Raw genomic sequence first — 23,365 nt, 5'->3', positions numbered from 1 at the left:
AACGCTAGTTTGTTATGGATCAATAAGCTTTATGTACACAACTTGCCTAGGTTCTCCAACCTTAGTGCAATCTTCATCAATTTGATCAGCTAAAGCATCACCGTAGTTATCACGAATATATGACAATACTTCTGATCGACTAAATGTTGAAGAACCTTTTGACTCACCATAGTACACCTTTCCATAATCAAAATTTACTGCACCATGTTCTTGTAAAAGGGGTTTAATTTGATCTTTAAGTAATTTCTCTTGATAAAGTAGAGCCTTGATTTGACGCTTGATTCCAATTAAATCCTGAGCGAATTGCTCTATTTTATTATCGTTTTCCATAACCTAACCTTTTTATTTTTTAACACTGAAGTTTGAATGATTGTTAGCTTGGCGCGATTACTGAATATATTATTTGTAGCAGAGTCATTAACTAATTTCTAGCCAAAAGAAGTTTACCAAGCGAATATCTAAAATTCAGATAATTACGAAAAGCTTGATAAATAACATAAAAATAAGCAGTATACTTTGATTAAAATTAGATAGATAACGTTCTTTTTTTTGCTAACCAAAAATAGACTCCCATAAAGTTTTTCTATTTTAAATAGTCATTTCAATTCAAAAAGATAAACAAGCATTACAATACAAAATTAATAATAAAATATTAAGTACAGCGTTTACTTTCATTTTTTCGGCAGATTGTTTTATCTAAGTTGCGAAGTATTATATTAAAAAAGCCTCTCAAGGACTGAGAATGAAAGTATTGAATTTAAGAAAGACTTCTGAAAAAAGCATATGGCTGATGTTAGCTACCCTTGAGGCTATTTTTGTATACCTTTTAAAAACCCTTTCACAGAAGCACTTTTTATATGAGCCGCTTCTTATACTATTCATGTTAATTTCGTTAGTTCTAACATTATTAATACTTAGTAGTAAAAATGAACTCACAATCTGTCGCCACGGAGTATTTTATAGCTCGCCTTTTGGCAACGCGCATATAGAAGCAACTAAAACGAAGTTGATTAAACAATATTCTAAGTTTGGGTTTAATTGTGTAATTATTATAGGTGAAAAGTTTTTTATTTTTGCCCCTTTTTATAGTTTAACGTCTAGACAACTACAAAGATTAAAACGGTATGATTATAACTTGCTGCATTGGTTACAGGTAACTCATAAACGCAGCAAGTTTCAGGGCCTATAATGATAAGTAAATAGCAATAAAGGGCTTTTATTAGTTTTGCCACTCTTTAAGTACGTCTTTCACATACTCATAGCGCCATGAGTTGAATAGATCTGGCTTTGATGCTGCTTTACGCTCATCGGCATCGAGCTTCCAATTCCAGCTGATCAGCTGGTTAATCTGTTTTTTAGAGGCCAATACATCTTCAGGAATGCCCTGCTCTTTTGCAGCTTTAGTAATTTTTTGTTTAATATCTTTTGCGGCTTTTTTATATGCCGGAAAATCAATTAATCGTTTTAATTGTGCAGGTTGTTCACTAACAGGAACGGCTTTACCACGCTCAATACATTTTAAAATTTCAACGCCCGAACGGTTAACTTCCATTGGCTCAACACCTGGCACTCTGCGTAACGCATTTAAACTTGCAGGCTTGCGCTTAGCAATTTCAACCATGTTGTGCTCTTTTACTACAAAGTTAAGAGCGAGGTTTTTGCGCTCTGCTTTTTCTCGGCGCCATGCGGCAAGTTCGCGTAATACCGCTAAGTCGTGCGGTCGTAATTGCCATGCATTTTTAATGTCTTTGTAGAGCTGCTCTGCGGGCGTTTGGTAAGCACGTTTTTGCGCGACTAACTCGCTTTCGCTGATAACAATGTCAAAAAAGCCAGCTTCATCAATTTGTTTTTTAATAATTTCAAAACAAGGCAATAAGTGATACGTATCTGCAGCGGCATAATCTAGCTGCTTTTCAGTGAGCGGGCGCTGTAACCAATTAGTACGCGATTCACTTTTATCAATTTCGATATCAAGTAACTCTTTAACCATGTGCGCAAAGCCCATGCAGTTACCATGGCCTAGTATTTGTAGTGCAAACTGGGTATCAAACAGTGGTGTTGGTACAAAGCCAGCGTATTTTTGAAACACTTCAATATCTTCTGACGGCGAATGTAGTACCTTTAACACCTCAGGGTTTTTAAGTACTTGCCAAAAATCAAAAAGCGACAGCTCTGCCAGAGGGTCGATTAACGCTAAATGCTCACCATCGTATACTTGAATAAGTGCAACTTCAGGGTAAAGCGTACGACGACGCATAAACTCGGTATCAATTGCCAGAACCGGTTTACCTGTAATTTTTTCTACAAAATCATTTAATTGATTTTGCGTTTCGATCAGTTGATATTGCACTTATACCCCTTTCTTTACCATAAAAAAGCCGGCTAATGCCGGCTTTAATTATTTTTCTTCGTCCTTTAAGGCTCTTCTTAGAATCTTACCAACGTTTGTTTTTGGTAGTTCATCTCTAAACTCAACGAGTTTAGGCACCTTATAGTTCGTTAAATTATCACGACAGTGCTTTATTATATCTTTTTCAGTTAAAGATTGATCTTTTTTCACGACAAAAACTTTAACTTGTTCGCCACTGACCTCGTGAGGAATACCGATAGCTGCTACTTCAAGCACGCCATCGTGCATAGCGACTACTTCTTCGATCTCATTTGGGAACACGTTGAAGCCAGATACGATAATCATGTCTTTCTTACGATCAACAATGTAGAAGAAGCCTTCATCATCGTAAGTAGCAATGTCACCTGTTGCAAACCAGCCATCTTTTAAGCATTCTGCTGTTGCATCTGGGCGGTTATAATAACCTTGCATAACTTGTGGGCCTTTAACCCAAAGCTCGCCCGGCTCACCTTTCGCTGCTTCTTCACCATTTTCAAGCATAAGCTTAATATCAGTGCTAGGAGCAGGTAAACCGATTGAACCGTTATAACCTTCAAGGTCGTAAGGGCTAACAGTTACAAGTGGCGCACATTCAGTTAAGCCATAACCTTCCATTAATTTTGTCTTCGTTACAGCTTGCCATTTTTCAGCAACTGGACGCTGTACCGCCATACCACCACCAAGTGACATTTTTAAGCTTGAGAAATCAAGTTCAGCAAAACCTGGGGTATTTAGTAAACCGTTAAATAGCGTATTTACACCCGTTACCGCCGTAAATTTGTGCTGTGCTAGCTCTTTAACAAAGCCCGGCATATCACGAGGGTTTGTGATAAGTACGTTTAAACCACCGTATTTCATAAATGTTAGGCAGTTCGCTGTCAGTGCAAAGATGTGATAAAGCGGCAGTGCTGTGATAACCACTTCTTTTCCGCGCTCTAATACTTTGTCTAGACAACCTGATACTTGCTCAAGGTTACCAACCATGTTGCCATGCGATAGCATTGCACCTTTAGATACACCCGTTGTACCGCCTGTGTATTGCAAAAATGCTAAGTCGTTTAAATCAACTTCAGGTTTTTTGTAACCCGCTTCATCACCAGCAAGCGCATCTGCAAATTTGATCACATTTGGCAATGAGTAGCTAGGCACCATTTTCTTAACGTGCTTCACCACAAAATTAACGATGTACTTTTTAAGGCCGCCGACCATGTCACCCACTTGAGTAACCACGATGTGCTTGACGTTAGTTTTTGGTAATGCTTTCTCTAGAGTATCGGCAAAGTTTGCAAGAATAAAAATTGCTGAAGACTCTGAGTCATTTAACTGATGCTCTAATTCACGCACGGTATAAAGTGGGTTTACATTCACCACTACACAGCCTGCACGAAGAATACCTAAGATAGTCACAGGCGTTTGTAGTAAGTTCGGCATCATAACCGCTACTTTATCGCCTTTTTTAAGACCAAGATCATTTTGAATGTACGACGCAACACGTTTTGTAGCACTGTCTAACTCACGATAGGTCAACTCTTTACCCATGTTGGTAAAAGCTGGAAGGTCACTAAAGTCAGCAAAACTTTTTTCAAACAAGTCGAGTAGCGAGTGATAATGCTCAGGGTCGATTGTTTCAGGCATACCTTCTGGGTAGCGTTTAAGCCAGATTTTTTCCACTCTTAGCTCCTGTTTATAATTATATTTTTTAATAACCTTAAGCTAACTAAGGCCGTTTCTCAATGGAGTAAATACTCTAATGGTGCAGATAATCCCACATTTGGTGCAATTATACAATTAACTTGCTTTATACTGCCCAATAAATGCATGAACGTGTTCTAAGGTTAATGCAGGAAATTGCATATGGCAATGGTGACCACCAGGTATCTTATGAATTTTTAACTCTTTGTAATATTTACCATATGCTTCTAAGTTTTGCTTTACAAAAGGAAACCCCTCATCGCCTAAAATAAGCTGACATGGCGCGTTAATTTGTTTAATGGTTGCAATACATTGTGCTTCATCAAAGCGAAATCCTGAGTGATTTTTAAGCTTTGGATCGGTTGTTAAGTACCACTTACCTGCTTTTTCGTAGCTATTTCGTGTCATTAATAACTCAGCTTGTGGGTATTCAAGGTCACCACTTGCAAGCCTTGCACTAATAATGTGCGCTTTTGAGTCAAATGCGCGAGGGCCTTTGCTGTTTACCCGCGCTCTATTTAATATTGCTTTACGAAGTTGGCCGCTCACTTCATTGCTGTTGGTTGTAACGCAGCCAATTCCCTCAATAAAGTTTACCGATGCTACCTTTTCAGGGAAGCAGCTCGCAAAAACGCCAGCCACCATGGCGCCCATAGAATGGCCAACTAAATGCACTTTCGTTACATCAAGCGACTCAATAAACTTATAGACGTCATCAATGTAGTCAATAAAGTAATAATGGGCGTCACTACTTCGCCAATCAGATAAACCATGGCCAGGAAAATCAAGGCAATACCAACGCTGATTTAGCTGCGCATTTTGTAACATAGGTATGTAACTATGTGCGTTATCAAGCCAACCATGTAAGGCAATCACAACCTCTTCGCCATGACCAAAGGTTAGGCCATGCATTGCCTGAGTGCCAGTTTGAAAAGAAAAAGGTTGCACAATTGCTCCTATTTATTAAGCGTTTCAACTTAAAGGCGTTTATTTATCGTCTGGCTAGTATACAATAATCCTCGCAGTATAAATAAGGGCACAATAATAAGGTTACATCAATGAAATTAAAATTAAGTCTTTTAGCATTATTATGCTCAGCAGGCTCAGTAATGGCTGAATCAGCACCAAAAAACATCATTTATATGATTGGTGATGGTATGGGCCCGGCGTACACAACTGCATATCGTTACTTTAAAGATGATCCAAATACTAAAGTTGTTGACCCAACTGTTTTCGATACTATTTTGCGTGGTATGGCACATACCTACCCTGACGATCATACCTATGTAACAGATAGCGCTGCAGGTGCAACAGCGCTAAGCAGTGGTCATAAAAGTTATAATGGCGCAATTGCCGTTGATACTGATAAAAAACCTGTAAAAACTATGCTTGAAGTTGCCAAAGAGCGCGGTATGACAACAGCACTCGTAGCTACTTCGCAAATCAACCACGCTACACCAGCAAGCTTTGCTTCACATAACGAATCACGCCGTAACTACGACGAGATTGCTAACGACTATATCGATAACAAAATCGCGGGTAAATTACCGGTTGATTTAATGTTAGGTGGCGGCACGAAATATTACGTTCGAGAAGACCGTAATCTAGTGGAAGAATTCAAAGCAGCTGGCTATCAGTACAGCGATGACTTTACAGCTATGAATGACTTAAAACAGGTTCCTGCACTTGGTTTATTCGCTGAAGTAGGTTTACCGTTTGCCCTTGACGAAAATCCAACACGCCTTACGCAAATGACGACTAAAGCGCTTGATTTACTTGATGGTCAAAACGACAAAGGTTTCTTTGTAATGATCGAAGGTAGCCAAATTGACTGGTGTGGTCATGCAAACGACATTGCATGTGCAATGGGCGAAATGGACGACTTTGCTAAATCGATTGATCAAGCAAAAGCGTATGTAGATAAAAACCCAGATACCCTACTTGTTATCACTGCCGATCACTCAACAGGTGGCTTAACACTGGGCGCGCATGGTCAATATAAGTGGGAAACTGACGTTGTTAAAGGTGTTAAAGCAACTGCCGGCACTATCACAAAAGATCTACTTGAAAACGATGACTTAAAAGCAGTATGGCAAAAATATTCTGATATCGAATTTACTGATGCAAACAGCATCAAGCTAAACGAAGCTAAGAAAATGGGCGATAAAGCTCTGCTACTTGCTGTAAAAGATATCATCAATCATGCCAGCTTCACGGGGTGGACTACTGGTGGCCACACCGCTATTGATGTACAAGTATTTGCCTATGGTAAACGTGCAGAAGATTTCTACGGTTCGCAAAACAATACTGCGATTGCCGACAAGCTGATAGATTTTATTAAGCAGTAATTTTATTGCTTAGAAATACTGTTCAATCATAAAAAAGCCTAAACATATTGTTTAGGCTTTTTTGTGAATTCAGTTTTAGCTTTTATTATTCATACCAATTAGCTATGCATATACATCAACGCCAATAAGGCTTTGCACTTCGGCGCGGCGCTCTAAGTTAGCAAATTCCGTATAGGTTGAAATCGCGCGACTGGTTTTTGGGTTGCTTGGTTTGTCATAAATTGTTTGCTGATAGCTTTGCGACTCAGCTTTAAATTCATCGGCAATAGCAACAGCTTGAGGACTTGATTTAACATACTCTGTTGACGATTTTTGCTCAGCCGTTTGGTCTGATATCGCTTTAGGCTTATCAGTAATGGTATTTTTACGGCTATATTGACCGGGAATGTCACCGGTATAAAAGCCTGAGCCAATAGGTAAAGTCAAACTCGTAATTCCACATCAAACATGACTAAATTATGTGCCATAACTGACGGGCACGCAAGTCCCGTTATTCTTTCAGTTACTCTCGGCCTGGTAGCTTTTTCCAAGTCACTGTATCACGAACATATTTAGGCTGCGCATTGGCTGCAGTCACTGTATCACCGTGAGCATAAGCAGTTGCAATCGAGGCCAGCATGTACTTTGCATCAGGCAGTAAGATGTTTTCATTTAGACTTACATTTGCAAGTTCAGTAACAAGTGCAGGATAGGTCTGCCAACCTGTACCCACCGCTGTTGCAGCCATTTCAGGTAGCGTTAGCAACTCAGGTTTAATGACTTGCTCTTCATCAACAAGCGTCATCAGGCCATTATTATCAGCTTTATAATGAGCGTAATAAATCTCACCCATACGTGCATCAATAGCAGAAAACACATCGTTAGCTTGGTCTTGCTCAAACGCTTGTTGTGCCATCATCTGCAATGTTGATACGCCAACCAAAGGTAAGCGTGCTGCATAAGCTAAACCTTGTGCAATCGCAACACTGATACGCACGCCCGTAAAGCTACCCGGTCCTTGACCAAAACCAATCACATCTAAGTCGGTTAGTTTACATTGCGCCTTTGCGAGTAACTCATCAATTAAAGGCAAAATCTTTTGGCTGTGCTGCTGTGGGCACTCTTCAAAATGATGAAATGTTTGCCCTCGATAATGTAGCACCAGCGATAACGCTTCAGTTGATGCATCTAAGGCAAGAATATTGTGTTTAATCATCTAAGTTACTCTAATTGATCTGTTCTAAAAACGCGTTTGCCATTGCTAAATCGCGCGTGCGGCGCATAGGTGGCAAACTTTTTAAAAATACTTGGCCGTAATGGCGTGTTACTAGGCGGTTATCACAAATAACCAACACACCTTTATCTTTACTATCGCGAATAAGTCGCCCTACCCCTTGCTTTAATGCAATGACCGCTTGGGGTAATTGAATATGCGCAAATGGGTCTTTGCCTTGTAACTGGCAATCTTGCATTTTTGCTTGCAGCAATGGGTCATCTGGTGCGGCAAACGGCAATTTATCAATGATAACACAACTTAATGTACTGCCTCTAACATCTACGCCTTCCCAAAATGAAGCTGTGCCAAGTAAAACGGCATTACCGTGACGGGTAAACTTCTCAAGGATAATGCGTTTAGACATTTGCCCTTGCATATAAACCGGATAATCCATCTGCGTGGTTAAACCTTCCGCCACTAAGTGCATCATACGATAGCTAGTAAACAGCACAAAGCAGCGACCTTTTGCTGATTTAATCAACTCAAGGGTCAGCTTGATAATTGCATGGGGCATATTATTCGCATGAGACTCAGGTAAGTAGCGCGGCAAACAAAGTAATGCTTGTTGTTGATAATCAAACGGACTTTCAACAATCATGCTTTGCGTTGGCTTTAAGCCAAGACTAGCGTTAAAGTGCGCTAAGTCGTTATCGACCGATAAAGTCGCCGATGTAAACACAAAACCTGCTCCTGTGTCTTTCATCATCTGTGCAAATTTAGCCGATACATTAAGCGGTGTAATGTTTACCGTTAGGTATCGGCGAGTGGTTTCGTACCAATAACTATAACCCGTTTGTGCGGTATCAAATACCCGCTCTAACTGACCTTTAAAGGCCAGTGTGCGCTCAAACGGATGCTCTATTTTTTCGCTACGGTCTAAGCATAACTTTAATACTTGGTATAAAAAGTCGAGGTCGCTAATGACCCGGTGCAGTGCTGCACAAATCTCTTTATCAGCCAGTTTTTCACGCCAATCACCACGGCTACCATCAACCCCAAACTGCAAGCGTAAATCTGCCACGCTAGTTTCTAACTTGTTGAGGGTTTTGCCTAATTGCAGCATATCAGGGATATCGGCACGGTAAATTGCTCGTAAGTCATTAATTAAATCCACCAGCTTTTTGGTACTAACACTTTCACCAAAATAGTCACTGGCAATTTCACTGAGCTGATGAGCCTCATCAAAAATATAGGCGTCTGCCGTAGGCATTAATTCAGCAAAGCCTGTGTCTTTTACAGCCATATCTGCAAAGAATAAATGATGGTTGATCACCACCACGTCAGCTTCCATGGCATTTAAGCGGGCTTTGCGAATATAGCAATCTTGAAAATCGGGGCACTCTTTACCCAAACAGTTATCAGCCGTTGAGCTAACATAAGGTAGTACCTTGGCGTCTTCTTCTATGCCTATACAATCTGCTAAATCGCCCGAACGGGTTTCACTTGCAAACTTTGCCACCATCGCAAGTTGATGCATTACATCTGGATCATCAGTTGGCACATGCGCAACGTGCTGACTTAAACGATAGGTACACAAATAATTCGCGCGGCCTTTTAAAAGAGCGACTTTTTTTGTGGCGCTCAGTGCTTTGACTAAATTGGGTAAATCACGGTGAAACAACTGCTCTTGTAGTGCTTTTGAACCCGTTGAGATAATGGTTTTGCCTTTTGATTTTAACGCAGGCGCTAAGTAAGCATAGGTTTTACCCGTGCCTGTGCCCGCCTCAACCACTAATTGGTGACGTTTTTTTAAGGCATCGTCAACTGCAACAGCCATGTCAATTTGTGGCTGCCGAGGAGTATATCCATCAAGAGAAAGTGCAAGGGGGCCAGTGGCACTGAAAAGTTGTTTGATAAACTTCGCCAATAGATTAAAAGTGATGGGCAGATTTTACGTAACTGACTTGCCAAGGGCAAGACTAAATGAGGAAGCAAGGCTTCCTCATGGTTAAAAGTATGATTGCGTTTAAATCATTGTCCTTGAATCGTTAATGTCACGCCCGATGCAGCTCGGTAACCCTGTAAATCTATGTACCAAGTTCCACTTTGTGGGTTATCAAATTGACAACTTTCTTCGTTACCATTTTTGTAGGGCCGACATAGATAATTTGAACTTGTTGACGCTGAGCCATAGTTAACATACAAATCTGCATCGCCACTACCGCCAGATATAGTCACCGTTAAATTACTAAGGCCTGCCGGTATTTGTTGAGTAAAGCGCTGCCAACTACCGGTAGCGACACTCATGTTTGTCTCAGTTCGGTCAACGTTTTCGCCGCCACCTGAGGTGCTATAACTTCCCGTGAGTGACACATTCGAAATCTCATTCCACGCTTCAACCATGACATGATACGTGCCAGTTTGAACTGACGACATCACACAACTTTCATTACTTGTTGAGGTTGTGCTTTTACAATCAAAGTCTTGTAATGTTGGTTTACTGCCAAATTTAACGTATAAATCGGCATCGCCCGAGCCGCCCTCAGTTACAAACTCAAGGTTACTGCTCATTGCGGGTACATCAAGTGTAAAGAATAACTGCTCTTTTGCTGCGCCCGACAAACCTGTTTTAGCTACGCCATTTTCAAGCTGATTAGTCGGCTCAGTTACTACATCACCGGCATTTTTTGCCATTTCAGCAACATAACTCACAGCTAGTTTTGCAAACTTACTCGCGTGAGCCGCATCAAATTGGGCATCATTTGATGTGTGGATCAAAGGGTTAATGTCACTCATCGTTGATTCAAATGGCATTGAGGCGGCAAACCCTTGTTGATACCAAGAGGCATGATCTGAGCAGCCATAACCACATTGATCAAAGCCATAGCTCACTGCGGGCTGGTAAGCATCGAGCAACTGCGATAAATACTGATTTTGCGATGAGTTTGTGTAATCTGTCATCATCACAATATCTGTGCTACTGCCGTTATTGCCAGTCATATCAAACTGTACCATGCCTACAACATTCTTACCCTGTGTTTTATAACTTTGAGCAATATCTTTTGAGCCCCTTAGGCCTACTTCTTCAGCAGCAAACCCCATAATTTGTATGGTCCGCTGAGGTTGGTAGTTATTTTCCACTATTGCTTTTAAGGTTTGTGTGAGCACTGCAATACCCGAGGCATTATCATCTGCACCAGGAGCTCGGCCATTACTTGGATTAGACTGATTGATTGAGTCTAAATGGCCACCAATAACGACTATTTCATCTGCTTTTTCTGCACCAGGAATGGTCACAATAACTGATGATTGCGAAAAACTATGGTTAAAATACTCAACACTGATATCACTGCGGCTACTAGCTATTTGCTGCCAATGGCTCTTTAACCAATCAGCTGCATCAACACCACTTTGCACGGCATAATATCGGTTATGAAAGTTCATCATGCTATTAACCGTATCGCTCAGTTCACTACTATCAATCGATGATATTAGCGCGTTAACTGTCGAGGCATTATCAATACTGTAGTTTACTAGGCTCGCATTCATCGCAGTCTGCGAAACCGCATTTAATTGCTGAGTATAGAGCTCTGCATCTGCTAATGAGTCATGGGCTACAAAACCACCGCAGCGATGATAGTTATCGTGCATAAACTCACTTAAACCAGCGATATCCTGCTTGTTAACGCGCATAAAATTAACTTGATTCAAAACCGATTTTTGCATCGCAAAATTGCTGTTTGGTTTACGTTTACTCACGGTATCTTGTTGAAAGTGCTCAGCAGCAAGGGCATCAATAGTGACCCAAATTGTTTCGTCTTGCGCTGCATAACTTAGTTGGCTCAGTGACAGTGTGGCAAAGCCTACTAAGCACTGTGTTAGGCGGGTTGTCATAATCAATCCTTTTATGATGTGTATTTTAATGAAAATAAAAAAGGGAGCCGAAGCTCCCTAAAAGGGTGGCTAGTTAGCCGAAATGGTGAGAGTTACACCACTTGCAGCGCTGTAGCCGCGAAGGTCGATATACCAAGTACCCGCTTGAGGGTTTGTAAATGTACAGGTTTCGCTATTGCCGTTTTTATATGGACGGCAGTCATAGCTAGATGTTGTCGATTGCGAACCAAAATTCACATACAAGTCAGCATCACCAGAGCCACCAGAAATAGTCACATCCAGTGACGAATAACCCGCATCTAGATCTTGTGTAAAACGAGTCCAGCCATTTCTTGCTACACTCAAGTTAGACTCAGTGCGGTTAATCGGCGTTACACCACCACCGCTGCCCGAATCATAGCTACCTGTGAGTGATACACCTGAAATTTGATTCCACGCTTCAACCATTACGTAGTAAGTACCTGCTTGTACGTTACTAATAGCGCAGCTTTCTGTACTGCTAGATGAAGTGCTTTTACAATCAAAGTTGCTCAGTGTTGGTTTTGCGCCATACATAACGTAAAGGTCTGCATCACCACTTCCACCAGTTGTATTGAATTGCAAGTTCGTTGCGTCTGCTGGCACTTCAAGAGTAAAGAACATTTGATCTTTAGCAGCACCACTGATCCCTGTACGTGGCACACCATTGGTTAGTTCTTCATCACCGCCCGGAGGTGGCTCAGTTGTTCCACAGCTACTACCCGCACTCAAGCTCGAAGTCACACCAACCGCCGCAAGCGCTGCTTGAACATCTGCTGGTTCGTAATTTAAATCACACGCTGCATCCATCACGCCGTTACCTGCTAAATCCCAGTTTGTGCTGGCTGTCCAGTAAAGTTGGTTAGCACGCGCCATCACAACAAATGCCTTTTGCGTATCCCAACCTGGTGTGGTTGCAAGGTTATAAAATGCCTTGTTGAATACACCTGAGCTGTAGTGCACATCCATACCAGAGTAGTAATTGTTTTGATGGTCAATCGAGCTGCCATCTTGGGTGGGGTTATTCATGTAACGTAATGCACCGTTACCTTTAAAGATTTCCTGACCCACTAACCAGTCATTTGAGCCTTTCATGTAAAACTCAGCTGCTTCACCTGCCATATCAGAGAAAGCTTCGTTCAAACCACCTGATTTACCAGAATAAATAAGCCCTGAATTTTGTTCGGTAAAACCATGGCTCACTTCATGGGCCGATACATCAAGGCTAACCAGTGGATAAAACGTATTTTGACCATCACCAAATGTCATGGCACTGCCATCCCAAAATGCATTTTCGTAGTTATTACCATAATGAACACGCATTTTTAGCTGGAAGGTTAAAGGCGCGGTACCTAACCAGTCGCTATACATATTGAAAATAACGTTACCAAAATAATGTGCATCATTTAATGGCGAGTATGCTCCGTTTATTTCTTTAAAGGTATTTTCTGGGCATGTAAACGAATACGCTGACGAACCACTTGTACCACCATTTAAATTAATGGTTCTTACGTTAGCGTTATTCATCGTACAAGTACTGCCTGACTGAGTAACATCTAGGCTATCAAAATCAGTACCGTAAATGTATTTGCCGGTTTTTAAGTTACCGCCTGGGCCCGTTGCACTAGCATGTTGTAAGTTATCGAAGCTAAATAAAACTTCACCGCTGTTTGCATCAATAATTTGATACGGACGAGATGGGTTATCGCCATACGTCACATAAGATACTTCATACACTAGGTGTGCAACGCTGTCTTCATCTAGCCAAATAGCTAAGCGGGATTGTTCATTATGCTTTTTTAACCCAACTGATTTAATTGCAGCGGGTGAGTTAGCAAGGCCCTTCGCCATTGCTTTTTTCTTGTTAAGTGCCGGAGACACTGAATCGATGTCGGCGGCAATGTCATACACTGCTGCACCATGTGCGCGTTTTAATTGGCCATTACCATCAAATGTAAGGCTAACCGTATCGCCGATGACAGGTAGACCTTGATACATCTGCTGATAACGGCGCGTGGTGTTGCCGTTACTGGTTTTGATTTCTTTTAATACAACTAAATCATTCCCTGCACCTAAACCAACTAACTGATTTGGATTTGCACTCAATACAGATGATGCATTGGTTTGCAAAGCTTGGTTAATCCCTGTTTGTTCGTTTAGGTATTTCTTGTTCGCAGCTACTGCACTTGTTGCTTGAGTCAAAGCAAAAGCAGCAAGAGTTGCTAGTGTGATTTTAGATAAATTCACGTTTACGCTCCGTTAGATTGTTATGTATTTAATATTTTCCTAGTAACCGGACTGCACTGTTCCCGATTAGTGACCAGCCTAGATTGATTGGAACGAAATTGAAAATGAAACAAAAAATTTACAAATAAAGTATTAACTCTAAACTAAAACCCTATAATTAACAGCAGGATAAGAAAATTAAAGTTTATTAATTGTTAACAAATAAAGTTAAAGTGTAAAATTATTGATACAAAATAATAACATTTGATATACATTTGTACCTTTTATTTGCATTTAATATTGCTCATTTCATTATTTGTGGTTCAAAGCTGAAGGCTTAAATATCCACAAAAAGCCTGGGTACATAATTTGCAGCAATACCAAGTACCTAGAATTTAAGGACTAAGCATGAATACTGAGTTGATACAAAATGAATGGCTAAATGAGCCTTGGCTGGTTGTCATTGGAGGCACTGCACTAGCCGCTATCGCTTTGTTCTTATTGAGGTTTGTAATTATCTATTGTTTAAAAAAATGGACTCAACGCACTGACTTTGTGTTCGACTCTTTATTGGTTGACTCACTCTCTACACCATTGACCTTGTGCACAATGATGGTGCTTGTGATCATTTTTGGTCAGTTATTGAACACCACCGGCTTTATGGCTGAGCACCCCTTACCTATTGCGGCCACCGCTAAATCCATTTGTATTTTTGCCTTAGTGTTATTTTTAGATCATTTCTTATTTGGTACCGTTGATTATTACAGTGCCCGCTCGGTGGTGGTTTCGAATAGTCATAGCATCATTAAAGGCTTGATCCGCTGTGCAATTGTGTGTGTTGGCTTATTGGTGTTATTAGGCACGTTAGGCATATCAATCACCCCAATTATTGCCTCATTAGGCATTACCTCTCTTGCCGTCGCTTTGGCTTTGCAACCGACACTCGAAAACTTTTTTTCTGGCGTGCAGTTGGTGATTGATAAACCAATTCGGGTCGGCGACTTTATAGAGCTTGAAAGTGGCGACCAAGGGTTTGTTGAGAAAATTGGTTGGCGCTCAACCTGGGTGAAAATGTTGCCGAACAACATGATAGTCATCCCCAATAGTCAGCTTTCTAAATCACGCATCATTAACTATTTTTACCCCGAAAAAGAGCTCAGCGTCCCCGTTGAGGTGGGTGTTCATTATGGCTCCGACCTTGAAAAAGTTGAGCAAGTAACTTTGGATGTAGCAAGACAGATCTTAAAAAGCCATGAATGGGGCATTGATGATTACGAGACCTTTGTGGTCTTTCATACTTTTGACCAATCAAGCATCAATTTTACGGTGATGTTAAGAGCAAAAGAGTACTTTAACCGCTTTTGGGTAAAATCTGCGTTTATCAAAGCATTACATCAACGTTACGCAAAAGAAGGAATTGTGATCCCTTACCCAATCAGAGCTATAAATACCAGCCAAGAATCGGCTCACTTTAAACAGGCTGATTGACCTAACTGAAGTTATCATAATTGCACATTCATCAGGTTTTTTTTGTCTCTTTTGAGACATTATTAACAGCGATTATACATATGCAATCAGCACCTTGAATTTTTACTCTAAAATGTCATAAAAATCGCATAAACACTGTGACATACCTATTTTAGAGGCGTACTATATGCGGCCAGAAAGTGACTGCTTTCTGCGTCTTGTTATAAAAATATTTAAGGTCAAACAATGAATGCTTGGTACCTCATTTGTTTTCTTTCAGCATTAGCTATTTTTATTGCTTTTGCTAACCAATTCATCCTCAAAATGCAAACTACAATTGCTATAACAACAGGTTCTGTTGTTATTTCTCTACTTCTTATACTTGCCGTTAAAATGCTTGGTGATACCACCGCCCTCGAAATGACTCAAGTTGTCTCCAGTATCAACTTTAATCAGTTGCTATTAAAAGGGATGCTCGGCTTTTTGCTGTTCGCGGGTGCGCTAGAAATCAACTTAGCAGCCCTTCGAAAGCAACGGTGGGAAATTACCGCATTAGTATTATTTTCAACCATAACCTCAACGGTCATTGTTGGTTACTTAAGCTATTATTTGTTTGCTTTTGTTGGCTGGCCAGTACCGTTTATTTATTGCTTGTTGTTTGGTGCTTTGATCAGCCCAACCGACCCGATTGCAGTGTTAGCCATTATTAAACAAATGCGAGCCCCAGAAGGTATTTCTGTGCAAGTTGAAGGTGAGTCTTTGTTTAATGATGGTATTGGTTTGGTGATTTTCACAACGATATTTTCAGTGGCCTTTTATGGCACCGAAGCCACCTTTACTGACGTTGCAGAATTGTTTTTAGTTGATGCAATTGGCGGTATCGTGTTTGGTCTGGTGATTGCTTTAGTCGGGCATTTTTTAATTATTAATAGCCGCGATGTGAACATTCGTTTACTACTAACCCTGACCATTCCAACAGCCGGCTTTGCAGCAGCAAATATTTGGGAAATCTCAGGTGCCCTTGCTATGGTCACCAGTGGTATCTTACTTGGCAATATTACTCGTTCAAAAGCAACAGAGCGTACCGGGCCTGAAGATACTCGCTACGTGAAAGACTTTTGGCATGCCACAGATAGCTTTTTAAATGCCTTGCTGTTTTTGATCATCGGAATGCTAATTGTCACCATGCCTATTACTCTTGAAGAAATTGGCTTAGGTTTACTCATGGTGCCTGTGGTGTTGCTGGCTCGTTTTTTAAGTGTAGGCACGCCATTTGTATTCTTTAAAAAGTACCGCCAGTACGATAAGCACTCAGTGAAAATACTCACTTGGGGTGGCTTACGGGGTGGTTTAGCGCTTGCAATGGCAGCTGCCATCCCACGTGATCAGGTAATGATCGCAGGCTCTGATTTACATGACTTGATTGTTATTGTCACTTATGTGGTGGTGATCTTTTCGATTATCGTACAAGGTTTGACAATTTCGCCGTTGATCCAAAGCAGTATTCAATCAGCAGAAGCCAAAAATTAAGCACTAATTTTTACTTTAAAGGCTCGATTATCGAGCCTTTTTTTGTGCTTTATCGGAATACATTCGTGCGTCTGCAACAGCAAGTAATTTAGTCAGCGAGCAAGGCTGCTGATCTGAAAAATCGGCAATGCCATAGGAAAAGCTAAGTTCAACCAGGTTATTAAAACTATTAGGTAAGTGACTGAATGACAAAAATAAACGCTGCATAATAGCCTCGCAATCACTGGTATTTAAATCTGTAAACAAAATTACAAACTCATCACCGCTCAACCGCGAATATAAATCCGCTTTGCGACAGCAGCTTTCCAGCAACGTTGCAAAATCTTTTAGCAACCGATCACCTGCGGCATGACCGAACTGGTCGTTAATTGCTTTAAAGTTATCTAAATCTATAAATACCAATTTTGCTTTTAAATGCTGGCGAATGCATAAATCAAGGTAATGTTCAGCTGTGCTAATAAAACCCCGACGATTGGGTAATAAGGTAAGCTCATCTGTGGTTGCTAATTGCATAACCGCAAACTCACGCTCGACAATTGCTGCAAAGTCTTTTAAAACTTTCGTATCTTTATTGTTAAAACTGCGAGGTTGGTGATCAATAAGGCACAAAGTGCCAATTCTATTTCCTGATTTAAGTGTGATTGGGCAACCTGCATAAAAACGAATATTTGGGTCACCCATTACCAGCGGGTTATCTGCAAAACGTTTATCGTTTAAGGCATTTTCAACCACTAGGGGGTCTTTATATAAAATTGCATGGGCGCAAAAAGAAATGTCTCTTGCAGTCTCTGTCACATCTAACCCCACACATGACTTAAACCACTGTCTATGCTCGTCAATTAAGCTAATGACACAAATTGGCACAGAGAAAAACTGTTGGGCAAGGCGAGTGATTCGGTCAAAGGCGGGGTCGCTCTGAGAGTCTAATACATCCAAAGAGCGAAGCTCTTCAAGCCTTGCTTGCTCATTTAACGGCACTGCTGGTCGTTCCATTAGATTGCCTTTTGATCAAAATCACATGTATTTCTTAACCCTAGCAGAAAAAAATGGTCTATTGCATACAAACAATTTCTTAAATTTCTGCTATGCCCATGTATCTAGGTGTTTATTACCCTCTTCATCTTCTTCTATGGCATTTTTACCGCTTTTATCATCTTTTTTAGCAGCTTTTTTTCGTCGCTCTATTTCTCGTTTTTGGCGTTTTTCAAGTTCAATTCGCTGCACGTTCGCATCTTTTACGCCCGCAATGTGAAATGCGCCTTTACTTTCTAACTGTAGCCGTGTAATTCGACCTAAAAAGGGGATCATGATATCCATTTGTACCTCCTATCTATCCATTTATTATCGGCGGTTATAGCATATACTTTAATTTCGCAAAAAAATGCTTGCCAAATATTAGCAAAGCATGTTTATCTATATGCGTAACTTATTTAAACAGATTTACGCACTGGTTTATACAAACGAGTGCAATACAGGAAAAATTATGCGCTTCAATCTGACAACTATCCATCATCACCATCATTCACCGGAATAGCCTGTCAGGTTTTTCGCTGAGAGGTTATTCCTAAAAGGAACCTCTGGCGAGCAATCAACCCAATTATTTATTTTCGCCCTGAGGTTCCCTCGGGGTTTTTAGTTTTTGAATTAAAGGAAAATGAATAATGAGCAATACCAACCGTTTACGAATCGCCATCCAAAAAGGCGGCCGCTTATCAAAAGACTGCCAAGAGTTGCTAAAGCAACTTGGTGTGAAATTAAATCTTCGTGAACAACGTTTAATCGCACACTCCACCAATATGCCAATTGATGTACTGCGTGTACGCGATGACGATATTCCGGGCCTAGTAATGGACGGTGTGTGTGATCTGGGTATCGTAGGTGAAAACGTACTTGTTGAAGTACAAGCCGAACGCGAACGCCAAGGTGTGGAATTCGAAGTAAACAAACTTTCTAAGCTTGATTTTGGTTACTGTCGCCTCGCACTTGCATGGCCGCAAGAACTTGGTCCACAAAATAAAAGCTGGTTCGAAGGTAAACGCATTGCCACTACCTACCCAGAAATCTTAAGCCAATACCTAAAACGCGAAGGTATTAACGCAAGCACAGTTATGTTAACGGGCTCTGTTGAAGTTGCGCCGCGTGCTGGTTTAGCTGATGCAATTTGTGACTTAGTATCTACAGGTGCAACGTTAGAAGCAAACGGCTTAATGCAAGGCGATACCATCTTAGAATCAAACGCATGTTTAATTCAAAACAAGAATCTAACTGATCAAAGCAAACTTGATTTAATCAATACGCTAATGCCACGTTTACGTGGTGTACGCCAAGCAAAAGAAAGTAAATACATCATGCTACACGCACCAAAAGCAAAGCTTGATGAAGTATGCGACTTACTACCTGGCACAGGTCAACCAACTTTACTATCGCTTGCTGGTAGCGACGATTATGTTGCGCTACATATGGTTAGCAGCGAAACCCTTTTCTGGGAAACAATGGAACAGTTAAAAGCACTAGGCGCTAACTCAATTCTTGTTATGCCAATTGAAAAAATGATGGAGTAATTATCCATGTTTCGCTGGAATGAGGAAAATCAACAAGCACAGCAGGCGGTACTTACCCGCCCTGCTGTTACCGCAAGTAAAGAGGTTGAAGCAATTTGCATCGACATCTTAAATGCAGTTAAAACACAAGGTGACGCAGCGTTATTAAAGATGGCAACAGAGTTTGATAAGCGCGAAACACCTCGCTTATTAGTGCCAGTTGAAGAAATAAACCAAGCTGAGCAGCTATTATCAAACGAGTTAAAAGCTGCCATCGAAACGGCCTATGCCAATGTAAAACGTTTTCACCAAGCACAATTACCTAAAGACATTAAGTTAACAACGCAACCTGGCGTATTGTGTGAACTTAAATATCAAGCCATTGAAGCGGTAGGTATTTACGTGCCAGGTGGTAGTGCGCCACTGCCATCGTCAGTAATTATGCAAGGGGTGCTTGCACAGTTGAGTGGTGTACAAACCGTTGTGCTTACTACACCTGTGAAAGCCGATGAAACTATCAACCCTGCCATTTTATATGCGGCAAAACTATGTGGTATTAAAACCATTGTAGAAAGTGGCGGCGCGGGTGCGATTGCAGCGATGGCTTACGGTACAGAATCAGTGCCTAAAGTGAACAAGATTTTTGGCCCGGGAAATAGCTTTGTCACCATGGCAAAACAACTTGTTGCGCAAACTATTCCGGGTATGGCGATTGATATGCCAGCGGGCCCTTCTGAAGTGCTAGTGATTGCTGATGAGCGTGCAAACCCAGACTTTATTGCGGCAGATTTATTATCGCAAGCGGAGCACGGTGCAGATTCACAGGTTATTTTACTGTGTAACAGCGAACGCATTATTGAAAAAACACAGCAAGCATTAACAGAGCAGCTAGCAAAATTAAGTCGTAAAGACACTGCCGAGCAAGCCCTTGCTAACTCAAGCTTGATATTAGTCGACTCGGTTGATCAAGCCTTTGCAGTGTCTGCGCAATATGGTCCTGAGCACCTTATTCTACAGCTTGCTGATGCGCAGCCTTATTTAAGCTTAGTGAAAAATGCCGGTTCAGTATTTGTGGGTGATTACACTCCGGAGTCTGCCGGAGACTATGCATCGGGTACGAACCACGTACTACCAACGTATGGTTACAGTGCGACCTATTCGAGCTTAAACTTACTGGACTTCTTTAGAACTTACACAGTGCAAACCATCAGTAAAAATGGCTTACGTGAATTATCTAAAGCAATTTTACCTTTAGCTGCAGCAGAGGGGCTTGATGCTCACGCTAATGCTGTTTCAATTCGTCTTGAGGCTATGAATAATGAGCGATAATTCAAAAATAACAACGCTGTTGCCAGACAACATTGCAGCGCTAACAGCCTATAGTTCAGCGAAAAGTGAAAAGCTGACAGGCACAACGTGGTTAAATGCCAATGAAAGCCCGTATTCACGTACGCCAAATATCAATTTAACGGATTTAAATCGCTACCCTGATCCGCAGCCTCAGCAAGTGATCAATCGTTACGCTTGCTATGCTAATTTGGAGCCAGAGCAAGTATTGATGACTCGTGGAGCTGACGAAGGTATTGAGCTATTAGTACGTACTTTTTGTAGCCCTGCTAAAGATAGCATTGCACTCTTTTTGCCAACTTACGGCATGTACAAAGTCACTGCTGATACCCACAACATTGCGATTAACGGCTTAACTCAAGAGCTGTTATTAAAAGGCACGGTTGATGAGATTGTCACTGCGGTTGCTGATTCAAAGCTGGTGTTTATTTGTAATCCAAATAACCCTACCGGCAGCATGACAAGCTTAGACAAAATCAGAAAAATCACCCAACAACTTGCGGGTAAAGCGATTGTCGTGGTGGATGAAGCTTATATAGAATTTTGCCCAGAACAAACAGCGGCAAGCCTGATCAACGAGTTTAGTAACCTTGTGGTACTAAGGACTTTATCAAAAGCATTTGCACTTGCGGGTTTAAGAACAGGGTTCACCTTAGCCAACAGCAAGCTACTTGCGCCTATTCGTAAAGTGATTGCGCCTTACCCTGTATCAACGGTGGTGGCGAGCATTGCCGCAGATGCATTAAGTAGCGACAACATCGCTTCAATGCGCCGTCAGGTGACAATTCTAAATAGCTTAAAAAACAAACTAAAAAGTTGGCTCGAGCAATCACCTGCCGTTATCAAAGTACTGAGCGGTGAAGGTAACTTTGTCACTTTAAAATTAAAAGACAAACAATCATTTAATATCGCACTTGAGCAAGGACTCGTGATGCGTGCCTTCACTTTATATGGCGAAGATGATTGGTTACGAATTTCTATCGGTAACGAGCAAGAACTAGAACAAGTAAAAGTTTGGTTAGATGGCTTATCACTGACCAGTAAAACAGTAGAACAGGAATTATCATGAGCAACCCGTATTTATTTATTGACCGAGATGGCACGATTATCGAAGAGCCTATCACCGACAAACAGGTTGATAGCCTCGAAAAATTAGTGTTTTTGCCGAATGTGATCCCTGCTCTATTACAACTTCAAGCGGCAGGTTACCGCCTTGTTATGGTTTCAAACCAAGATGGTTTAGGCACTGATAGCTTCCCGACGGCTGATTTTGATATTGCTCAAGACAAGATGATGGATATCTTAAATAGCCAAGGGATTAAATTTGATGAAGTTCTGATCTGCCCTCACTTTGATGAACAAAATTGTGACTGCCGTAAACCAAAAACAGGCTTACTTACTGAGCTTATGCGCTCGGGTAAAGTCGATTTAGCGCGTTCATTTGTGATTGGCGACCGTCAAACTGACATCGGACTTGCCAATAACTTATGCTGCGAAGGCATTTTGTATGACGGCAGCTGGGATGCCATTGTCACTAAGCTGACAACCGCAAACCGTGAAGGCCGTGTCACTCGTAATACCAAAGAAACGCAAATTGATGTGCAAGTTAATTTAGACCAAACAAAAAATGGCGAAATTAGCACTGGCCTTGGCTTTTTCGACCACATGCTTGACCAAATTCGTACACACGCCAATATCGGACTTAATATTCAGGCCACTGGCGACTTACACATTGATGAGCATCACCTAGTTGAAGATATCGGCATTGCACTTGGCCTTGCCCTTAAACAAGCGCTAGGTACAAAAACGCAAATTGGTCGCTATGGTTTTGCACTCCCTATGGATGAATGCAAAGCAGAAGCGCAAATTGATTTATCGGGTCGCGCCTCGTTTGTATTAAATGCCGATTTTAGCCGTGAAAAAGTGGGCGACTTAGACGTGCAAATGGTTGAACACTTCTTTAAAAGCTTAAGTGATAATGCCGCCATGAGCCTAATTCTGTCGGTTAGCGATGGTAACTGTCATCACCAAGTTGAAGGCTTATTTAAAGCGTTTGCAAGAGCACTTCGCGCTGCGATTGCAAAAGATGCCACACAACAAACTGCCAGCTCTAAGGGGTGTTTATGATTGCCATAATTAATACCGGTTGTGCCAACATTAACTCAGTTCGTTTTGCCTTTGAGCGCTTAGGGAAGACGCCAGAGGTGATCACCTCCCCTGAACAACTGAAAGGCTTTGAACGTGCGATTTTACCCGGCGTAGGTCATGCTTCTGTTGCCATGAAGCGTTTAAAAGACGGTGGTTGGCAGCAAGCAATTGATGAATATCAACGCCCGCTAATGGGCATTTGTTTAGGCATGCAATTACTTTGCGACAGCACAGAAGAAGGCAATGTTGATTGCCTTGGCAAAATTCCGGGTGTTGTTAAGCACTTAGAAGTGGGCACATTAACCTCACCACACATGGGGTGGAATGACCTAAGCGTGTTAAAAGAGCATGCCCTTACCAAAGGGTTATCGGCGCAAGATCAAGTGTACTTTGTGCATAGCTTTGCTCACACAGTGAACGATGCCACCCTAGTTAGCGGTGAATACGGGCAAGCTTTTTCAGCAATTGTTGCTAAAGATAACTACGCAGGCATGCAGTTCCACCCAGAGCGAAGCGCCAAAGTAGGCACGCGACTTTTACAAAACTTTTTAGATTGGCAGCTGTAAGCGCA

Annotated in this window: 20 protein-coding genes; 9 read left to right on the top strand and 11 right to left on the bottom strand. The window is 41.4% G+C overall.

Annotated elements, in window-relative coordinates; genetic code table 11:
* Positions 1-12: 12 nt before the first annotated feature.
* Positions 13-330 (bottom strand): hypothetical protein, encoded by a 318-nt coding sequence (locus tag CWC02_RS04385; protein ID WP_138600778.1) that lies wholly within the window; start codon positions 328-330, stop codon positions 13-15.
* A gap of 412 nt (positions 331-742) precedes the next feature.
* Between CWC02_RS04385 and CWC02_RS04380 the strand changes: the two genes are divergently transcribed.
* Entirely contained in the window at positions 743-1,189 is a 447-nt protein-coding gene (locus CWC02_RS04380; RefSeq protein ID WP_138616642.1) for a hypothetical protein, read from the top strand.
* Positions 1,190-1,219: 30 nt separating this feature from the next.
* Here CWC02_RS04380 and rnd read toward each other — a convergent pair whose 3' ends face one another.
* The 3 genes from rnd to CWC02_RS04365 form a co-directional block, all read right to left on the bottom strand.
* Positions 1,220-2,350, bottom strand: coding sequence for a ribonuclease D (rnd, locus tag CWC02_RS04375; protein ID WP_063707455.1), 1,131 nt, complete (start codon positions 2,348-2,350; stop codon positions 1,220-1,222).
* A gap of 48 nt (positions 2,351-2,398) precedes the next feature.
* Positions 2,399-4,060: a long-chain-fatty-acid--CoA ligase FadD gene (gene fadD / locus CWC02_RS04370; RefSeq protein WP_138616640.1), complete on the bottom strand. Its 1,662-nt coding sequence runs from the start codon at positions 4,058-4,060 to the stop codon at positions 2,399-2,401.
* Between the two features lie 117 nt (positions 4,061-4,177).
* A complete protein-coding gene (locus CWC02_RS04365) occupies positions 4,178-5,029 on the bottom strand; it encodes an alpha/beta fold hydrolase (RefSeq protein WP_054552029.1) in 852 nt (283 codons plus the stop codon).
* Positions 5,030-5,139: 110 nt separating this feature from the next.
* On the opposite strand from CWC02_RS04365, the gene CWC02_RS04360 reads away from it, so the two are divergent.
* Positions 5,140-6,429, top strand: a complete 1,290-nt coding sequence (locus CWC02_RS04360; RefSeq protein ID WP_138616638.1) for an alkaline phosphatase — start codon at positions 5,140-5,142, stop codon at positions 6,427-6,429.
* A 102-nt stretch (positions 6,430-6,531) separates the two neighbouring features.
* Here the strand turns inward: CWC02_RS04360 and CWC02_RS04355 are convergent, their stop codons facing one another.
* The 5 genes from CWC02_RS04355 to CWC02_RS04335 form a co-directional block, all read right to left on the bottom strand.
* Positions 6,532-6,855, bottom strand: coding sequence for a hypothetical protein (locus tag CWC02_RS04355; protein ID WP_054552027.1), 324 nt, complete (start codon positions 6,853-6,855; stop codon positions 6,532-6,534).
* A 76-nt stretch (positions 6,856-6,931) separates the two neighbouring features.
* The gene (gene tsaB / locus CWC02_RS04350) at positions 6,932-7,624 is read right to left on the bottom strand and encodes a tRNA (adenosine(37)-N6)-threonylcarbamoyltransferase complex dimerization subunit type 1 TsaB (RefSeq protein ID WP_054552026.1); all 693 of its coding nucleotides are present in this window, start codon (positions 7,622-7,624) and stop codon (positions 6,932-6,934) included.
* Positions 7,625-7,634: 10 nt separating this feature from the next.
* A complete protein-coding gene (gene yoaA / locus CWC02_RS04345) occupies positions 7,635-9,551 on the bottom strand; it encodes a DNA repair helicase YoaA (protein ID WP_063707466.1) in 1,917 nt (638 codons plus the stop codon).
* Between the two features lie 104 nt (positions 9,552-9,655).
* Positions 9,656-11,518 (bottom strand): M28 family metallopeptidase, encoded by a 1,863-nt coding sequence (locus tag CWC02_RS04340; RefSeq protein WP_138616636.1) that lies wholly within the window; start codon positions 11,516-11,518, stop codon positions 9,656-9,658.
* A 69-nt stretch (positions 11,519-11,587) separates the two neighbouring features.
* Positions 11,588-13,783 carry a M4 family metallopeptidase gene (locus CWC02_RS04335; protein WP_138616634.1) on the bottom strand — a complete coding sequence of 732 codons (2,196 nt, stop codon included), beginning with the start codon at positions 13,781-13,783 and terminating at the stop codon, positions 11,588-11,590.
* 387 nt (positions 13,784-14,170) lie between these two features.
* On the opposite strand from CWC02_RS04335, the gene CWC02_RS04330 reads away from it, so the two are divergent.
* A complete protein-coding gene (locus tag CWC02_RS04330) occupies positions 14,171-15,250 on the top strand; it encodes a mechanosensitive ion channel family protein (RefSeq protein ID WP_138616632.1) in 1,080 nt (359 codons plus the stop codon).
* A 225-nt stretch (positions 15,251-15,475) separates the two neighbouring features.
* A complete protein-coding gene (locus CWC02_RS04325; protein ID WP_054552023.1) occupies positions 15,476-16,759 on the top strand; it encodes a cation:proton antiporter in 1,284 nt (427 codons plus the stop codon).
* A 27-nt stretch (positions 16,760-16,786) separates the two neighbouring features.
* Here the strand turns inward: CWC02_RS04325 and CWC02_RS04320 are convergent, their stop codons facing one another.
* A complete protein-coding gene (locus CWC02_RS04320; RefSeq protein WP_138616630.1) occupies positions 16,787-17,752 on the bottom strand; it encodes a sensor domain-containing diguanylate cyclase in 966 nt (321 codons plus the stop codon).
* Positions 17,753-17,842: 90 nt separating this feature from the next.
* Entirely contained in the window at positions 17,843-18,076 is a 234-nt protein-coding gene (locus CWC02_RS04315) for a hypothetical protein (RefSeq protein WP_054552021.1), read from the bottom strand.
* Positions 18,077-18,420: 344 nt separating this feature from the next.
* On the opposite strand from CWC02_RS04315, the gene hisG reads away from it, so the two are divergent.
* Genes hisG through hisH form a run of 5 tightly spaced genes read left to right on the top strand, consistent with a single transcriptional unit; the run spans position 18,421 to position 23,360 of the window.
* Positions 18,421-19,320: an ATP phosphoribosyltransferase gene (hisG, locus tag CWC02_RS04310; protein ID WP_138616628.1), complete on the top strand. Its 900-nt coding sequence runs from the start codon at positions 18,421-18,423 to the stop codon at positions 19,318-19,320.
* A 6-nt stretch (positions 19,321-19,326) separates the two neighbouring features.
* Positions 19,327-20,628 (top strand): histidinol dehydrogenase, encoded by a 1,302-nt coding sequence (gene hisD / locus CWC02_RS04305; protein WP_138616626.1) that lies wholly within the window; start codon positions 19,327-19,329, stop codon positions 20,626-20,628.
* Positions 20,618-21,715 (top strand): histidinol-phosphate transaminase, encoded by a 1,098-nt coding sequence (hisC, locus tag CWC02_RS04300; RefSeq protein ID WP_268842737.1) that lies wholly within the window; start codon positions 20,618-20,620, stop codon positions 21,713-21,715. The genes hisD and hisC overlap by 11 nt, the downstream gene beginning before the upstream one ends.
* Positions 21,712-22,773, top strand: a complete 1,062-nt coding sequence (hisB, locus tag CWC02_RS04295; RefSeq protein ID WP_138616622.1) for a bifunctional histidinol-phosphatase/imidazoleglycerol-phosphate dehydratase HisB — start codon at positions 21,712-21,714, stop codon at positions 22,771-22,773. The genes hisC and hisB overlap by 4 nt, the downstream gene beginning before the upstream one ends.
* Positions 22,770-23,360: an imidazole glycerol phosphate synthase subunit HisH gene (gene hisH, locus CWC02_RS04290; RefSeq protein ID WP_063707478.1), complete on the top strand. Its 591-nt coding sequence runs from the start codon at positions 22,770-22,772 to the stop codon at positions 23,358-23,360. The genes hisB and hisH overlap by 4 nt, the downstream gene beginning before the upstream one ends.
* Positions 23,361-23,365 lie beyond the last annotated feature (5 nt).

The sequence above is a fragment of the Pseudoalteromonas sp. S2721 genome, assembly GCF_005887425.1.
Taxonomy (GTDB): domain Bacteria; phylum Pseudomonadota; class Gammaproteobacteria; order Enterobacterales; family Alteromonadaceae; genus Pseudoalteromonas; species Pseudoalteromonas simplex.
The sequence above is the reverse complement of the archived record's forward strand: the minus strand, read 5'-3'. Positions and strand labels throughout refer to the sequence as shown.

Bases quoted from the DNA above. Each gene is read 5' to 3' on its own strand.
- hisH (WP_063707478.1), top strand. From the start codon at position 22,770: ATGATTGCCATAATTAATACCGGTTGTGCCAACATTAACTCAGTTCGT.
- CWC02_RS04360 (WP_138616638.1), top strand. From the start codon at position 5,140: ATGAAATTAAAATTAAGTCTTTTAGCATTATTATGCTCAGCAGGCTCA.
- CWC02_RS04320 (WP_138616630.1), bottom strand. From the start codon at position 17,752: ATGGAACGACCAGCAGTGCCGTTAAATGAGCAAGCAAGGCTTGAAGAG.
- CWC02_RS04325 (WP_054552023.1), top strand. From the start codon at position 15,476: ATGAATGCTTGGTACCTCATTTGTTTTCTTTCAGCATTAGCTATTTTT.
- CWC02_RS04380 (WP_138616642.1), top strand. From the start codon at position 743: ATGAAAGTATTGAATTTAAGAAAGACTTCTGAAAAAAGCATATGGCTG.
- tsaB (WP_054552026.1), bottom strand. From the start codon at position 7,624: ATGATTAAACACAATATTCTTGCCTTAGATGCATCAACTGAAGCGTTA.
- hisB (WP_138616622.1), top strand. From the start codon at position 21,712: ATGAGCAACCCGTATTTATTTATTGACCGAGATGGCACGATTATCGAA.
- CWC02_RS04340 (WP_138616636.1), bottom strand. From the start codon at position 11,518: ATGACAACCCGCCTAACACAGTGCTTAGTAGGCTTTGCCACACTGTCA.
- hisG (WP_138616628.1), top strand. From the start codon at position 18,421: ATGAGCAATACCAACCGTTTACGAATCGCCATCCAAAAAGGCGGCCGC.
- hisD (WP_138616626.1), top strand. From the start codon at position 19,327: ATGTTTCGCTGGAATGAGGAAAATCAACAAGCACAGCAGGCGGTACTT.
- CWC02_RS04330 (WP_138616632.1), top strand. From the start codon at position 14,171: ATGAATACTGAGTTGATACAAAATGAATGGCTAAATGAGCCTTGGCTG.
- CWC02_RS04385 (WP_138600778.1), bottom strand. From the start codon at position 330: ATGGAAAACGATAATAAAATAGAGCAATTCGCTCAGGATTTAATTGGA.
- hisC (WP_268842737.1), top strand. From the start codon at position 20,618: ATGAGCGATAATTCAAAAATAACAACGCTGTTGCCAGACAACATTGCA.
- CWC02_RS04315 (WP_054552021.1), bottom strand. From the start codon at position 18,076: ATGGATATCATGATCCCCTTTTTAGGTCGAATTACACGGCTACAGTTA.